We start from the raw sequence: 4,140 nt of genomic DNA, 5'->3' as shown, positions 1-4,140 counted from the left end.
AGGCATTCTCACACCAACAATTCGGCCTTCTCGCCCCGGCTCACCGTCAGGCAACCAGCAGATTCTCGCCCGTTTGATGCAATTCCCGAGAGAGGGCGTAGTAGTCCAGCGTGGTACTCGGCTTGTCGTGACCCAGCATCCTTTGCAACGCGAGCACCGACGCGCCCTGCGATACCGCCAGCGAAGCCGCTGTGTGCCGCAACTCGTGAGGGGTCAGCCCATCCAACCCAGCCGCCTTCGCAGCCCTGTCCCACCACGAGCGCCGCATATTGCGGACACGAAGCACGGCACCGCGCCGAGATGTGAAGACCTCCGCGTCAGGGCGACGACCGGCCAGATGCTGTTTCAGCGGTTCAGCCAGAAAAGCCGGGAACGGCACGCTCCGTCGCTGGTGGTCCTTCGGTGCCTTCGTCACGAGCACGCCGTCGACCTCGGTGATGGTGCGCTCGATCTGCAAGCGACGACGACGCAACGACACCGCCGACACCTGCAACCCAGCCAACTCGGCGAATCGCAGACCGCAGTAGGCGAGCACCATCACCGTCAGCCAGTCACCGCCAGCGTTTTCGGCCAACCGTTCGACCTCCACACCTGACAGGTACCGACGCTTGGCAAGTCGCTGCTTGGGCCGATCCACAGTGCCGCAGGGGTTCACAGCGATCCGGCGCGTGATCACCGCGTGGTCACATATCTGCGAGAACACGCCGAGATTCTTCCGAACGGTGCCACCGGCAGCACCATTGTTCACCTGCTCAGTGACCCATTCTTGGATGTCGTCGTGCACCAGATCAGCGAGCCGGACATTCCCCCAGCGAGGCAGAATGTGCCCCTTCACCACGGACTTGTACCGCGAAAGCGTCGACTTCTCCCATGACGGATGGCTCGCCAGCCACGCTCGAGCCACAACATCGACGGTCACCCGACCCGCCGAAGGTGGCGCATGAACACCCGAAACCACCGCCGCCGTCTGTCCGTCCAGCCACGCCTGGGCATCAGTCTTACGAGCAAATCGCTTGGTGTGCTCTTCGCCCCTGCCGTCGACATACCTTGCACGCCAACGCTTTCCCTTCCCATTCAGCTTGGAAGGAACACGCAGAACTGTGCCGTCCGGCTGCCGTTCATCCTTAGTCCACAAGTCTTCGACGCCCGCACGGCGATTCCGACGAACCTTGCTCATGCGGCATCACGCGCTGTCGCCGCTTCCTGCTCTTCGATCCAAGCCAGGACGACCGACTTACGCCAGACACGGCGACGCGCACCGAGCTTGAAACTGGCAGGACCGCGACCAACATGCGCCCACCAACGCCACGTGGCCGCCGGGATACCAGTCAGGACCTCGCAGTCCTTGGCCCGCAGATACTCTTCGTTCTCCACCACGGCTCCCCTCCTTTGCTGCTTGCTGAATTGCCGAATGTTCCTGCTATGCCGCTGTTCCTGCGGCGAGCAGGGCGTTGGTGTATTCCGCGCGCCATTTCGTGCGTTGGGCGATCGCGGCCAGGATCAGGTGATCCCGCGGTGGCGCGGACTGGTCACCGGGCTCCACGGGCCGGATGATCAGATGCGAGGTATCCGGCTTGTGGATGCCGACCGAGGCCAGCAGTTGCCGAACGAACTCCGCCCGATCGGCCTTGTGATCCGGCAGCGTCTTCCCCGACCAGCGCCGCGACACCAGCACACGGCGACCCGGCAGGCCGAGAGTGTCCCGGCGGTGCGCCTTGCCCTTGCAGCGGCCGGGAATCGTCTTGTCGCTGGCGCCCTGCGGGACGATGCCGTAGCGCAGCCACACCGCGCACCGCGGCGAACACGGCGTGTGCTGCAACTCGGCGTGCAACCGGTCGTAGTGGATCGCGGTGCGCGTCGAGTCCGTCTCGAGCACTTCGCTGATCGACTTGGTGAGGTACTTGGTCACGTACCCGATCGCCCGGTCGGCCTTCTGGCCGGGGATGTAGCCCTTCATGTGGCCGGGGTCCATGCGTTCGCCGAACCGCACCGTGTAGGCCGGTTCCAGGTCGTCCACCGCGTCGAGGACGTCGAGGGCGTCGTCCCAGCCGGTCAACGCCTGTCCAGTGTCGGGGTCCACGAACGTCATGGCCCGGTAGTCCCACACCGGCATGCGGTCGCCGGAGTACACCTCGTTGTCGGGGTCGAAGTGCGGCCACCACACCTGGTGGTAGGTCGCCGCGGTCACCATGCGCAGAATCTCCCGGGAGATCACGCCACGCAGCAGCAGGTGCAGGTGCGGCGCCCCGCGCTTCTGTGGCTCGACGGTGGCGAAGTACTGGACGTCGTAGCCGACGCAGCGGCGCAGGTTCTGAATCCAGCGGTCGACCAGCTTGGAGAAGAACACGATGTCCCGAGCCGCCCGCGCGTAGTCGTACTCGTCAGGCTTGCGGGGTGAGCCGTCCGAGCACGGCTTGCCCTCGCTGTCCACTGCGCCGTCTTGGTTGATCGACCCGTAGGACGGCATCGTGAGCGTGACCATCATCGAGGACCGGTACCCGCCGATCACCCGCCCGAGGGTGGTGCGCTCGACCTTCTTGCGCGGCAGGTTCGGCACGTCCTGACGCCGCTTGGTCGAGCGGGAACGCCGCTTGCGGTCTGTGGGCTCCAACGGCGGGATGGGACCGCGGAACCCCGAGTCCCGAAGGTCGCGGTCCAGACTGCCGACCACCTCACAGATGGCATCAGCCATCTCGTCATCACCGTCGTCGCGGGCTTGGCGGTACTGCTGCACGAGATCCGCTCGGGCGGTGAGCAACTCGGTTTGAGTGTCGGACGGGTCGCGGGTTTCCTCGACCGGTTCGACGTCGGCGTGCCAGCCCTCCCGGCATTGCGTCATCCGCAGCCAGCGGGCCTTGTCCGCACACGGCTTGCACACCGACGCCACGGTGGACTTACACGGCGAGGCAACGTATTCGACCTTCCCGGTCCGCGGGTCGAACGACCGCATCGTCACCGGCCGCACGCACACCCCGAACTTCTCGGCCGTAGCTATGGCGACATCGGTGAAGTTTGGGAGCGCCCGACGCTCGGCAGCGGTCTGCCGGGCCGGGGCGGTGTCGGTGTTGCCGTTGTCCAGGTTGATGGGCGTGGTCATGCCGCCTGCCCTCCCTTGGTCCAGTGGTCCACCCGCGGCAGGATGACGGTCTCGGCGAGCGAGTCCGAGCGGCGGAAGGCCAACTCGACGGTGCCGGGTCCGGTGATGGTGGCGCGGCAGTGCAGGGCGCCGAAGGCGTGCGCCAGATGCGAGACCCGGTTTTCGAAGTCGGCCGGGCAGTGCCCGTCGAGCATCCGCACCCGCACCCGATCAGTCACCGGACCGATGTCAGCCGACAACAGACGCGGGATGAACGTCCGGTCGCCGCGGTCGATGCTCAGGTGACAGGCCGTCATGAGCTTGGCCCAGCGCCGCCGGTAGCGGAACCAGGTCAGGAGCCGGACACGTGCCCGGCGGGTAACCCAGCGCTCGAACATCTCCGGACGCTGGATGCGCCAGGCGATGATCCCCGCGATGAACACCCCGACCGCCACGAGGGCCGCGACCGGTCCCCAGAAAAGGCCGGCCGCGACCGCGAGGACCAACGGGATGGAGAACATCGGGAACAGCACCGCCCACTGGGCCGCCACCCCAACGCCGAGCACAACCCACCACACGAGGTTGAGCGCGGCCAGCCCGATCAGGTCGAACGGGTCACGCTGCCCGTTCTGGGTTGTCGTGGTCACGACTGGTCTCCTTGCTTGGAATCGAACAGCGACAGTTGCCCCGAGCACGGGGCGGAGAGGTCCTTGCGGGGACGCCGCTTGCGACTGGTCACCTGGTCGGAAGCGGCCTGCACGATCGGATTCACCTGCGGTGCTGCGGCCGGTCGGGTCTTGCTCATGCCGCCCAATCCCCGCCGTCGAAGTCGTCGCCGTTGTCCCACAGCGGGACAGACCCGGTCTCGGCCAGCAGGTGCGCGGCGATCGCGGCCGGATCCAGCCCGGAGCGCTCCAAACGGCAGCGGCGGCGGGCTTGCAGATCGATGACGTTGTCGTCGTAGCGGTGGTTGCTGATAGCACTACCTTCGTTCATGGCTGGGACCTCCGGGGAACGCTTTTGTTGCTTGTCCTGCGAGGACTGAAATGAGACGGCGTCCCCGG

The 4,140-nt window shown here is 66.2% G+C and carries 6 protein-coding genes; all 6 read right to left on the bottom strand.

Features of this window, described 5'->3' with window-relative positions; genetic code table 11:
• Window positions 1–46: 46 nt before the first annotated feature.
• The 6 genes from ACWEO7_RS38350 to ACWEO7_RS38325 are packed head-to-tail and all read right to left on the bottom strand — an operon-like array spanning window position 47 to window position 4,072.
• A complete protein-coding gene (locus tag ACWEO7_RS38350) occupies window positions 47–1,177 on the bottom strand; it encodes a tyrosine-type recombinase/integrase (RefSeq protein ID WP_452430623.1) in 1,131 nt (376 codons plus the stop codon).
• Window positions 1,174–1,377 (bottom strand): helix-turn-helix transcriptional regulator, encoded by a 204-nt coding sequence (locus ACWEO7_RS38345; RefSeq protein ID WP_449920292.1) that lies wholly within the window; start codon window positions 1,375–1,377, stop codon window positions 1,174–1,176. The genes ACWEO7_RS38350 and ACWEO7_RS38345 overlap by 4 nt, the downstream gene beginning before the upstream one ends.
• Window positions 1,378–1,420: 43 nt before the next feature.
• Window positions 1,421–3,097: a replication initiator gene (locus tag ACWEO7_RS38340; protein ID WP_452430621.1), complete on the bottom strand. Its 1,677-nt coding sequence runs from the start codon at window positions 3,095–3,097 to the stop codon at window positions 1,421–1,423.
• A complete protein-coding gene (locus tag ACWEO7_RS38335; RefSeq protein WP_452430619.1) occupies window positions 3,094–3,723 on the bottom strand; it encodes a hypothetical protein in 630 nt (209 codons plus the stop codon). The genes ACWEO7_RS38340 and ACWEO7_RS38335 overlap by 4 nt, the downstream gene beginning before the upstream one ends.
• Window positions 3,720–3,881 (bottom strand): hypothetical protein, encoded by a 162-nt coding sequence (locus ACWEO7_RS38330; protein WP_452430617.1) that lies wholly within the window; start codon window positions 3,879–3,881, stop codon window positions 3,720–3,722. Before ACWEO7_RS38330 ends, ACWEO7_RS38335 begins: the two co-directional genes overlap by 4 nt.
• The gene (locus ACWEO7_RS38325) at window positions 3,878–4,072 is read right to left on the bottom strand and encodes a hypothetical protein (RefSeq protein WP_452430616.1); all 195 of its coding nucleotides are present in this window, start codon (window positions 4,070–4,072) and stop codon (window positions 3,878–3,880) included. The genes ACWEO7_RS38330 and ACWEO7_RS38325 overlap by 4 nt, the downstream gene beginning before the upstream one ends.
• Between the last annotated feature and the right edge of the window lie 68 nt (window positions 4,073–4,140).

This window comes from Nocardia sp. NPDC004260 (genome assembly GCF_053603155.1).
This window is presented reverse-complemented; position numbering and strand designations above follow the sequence as displayed.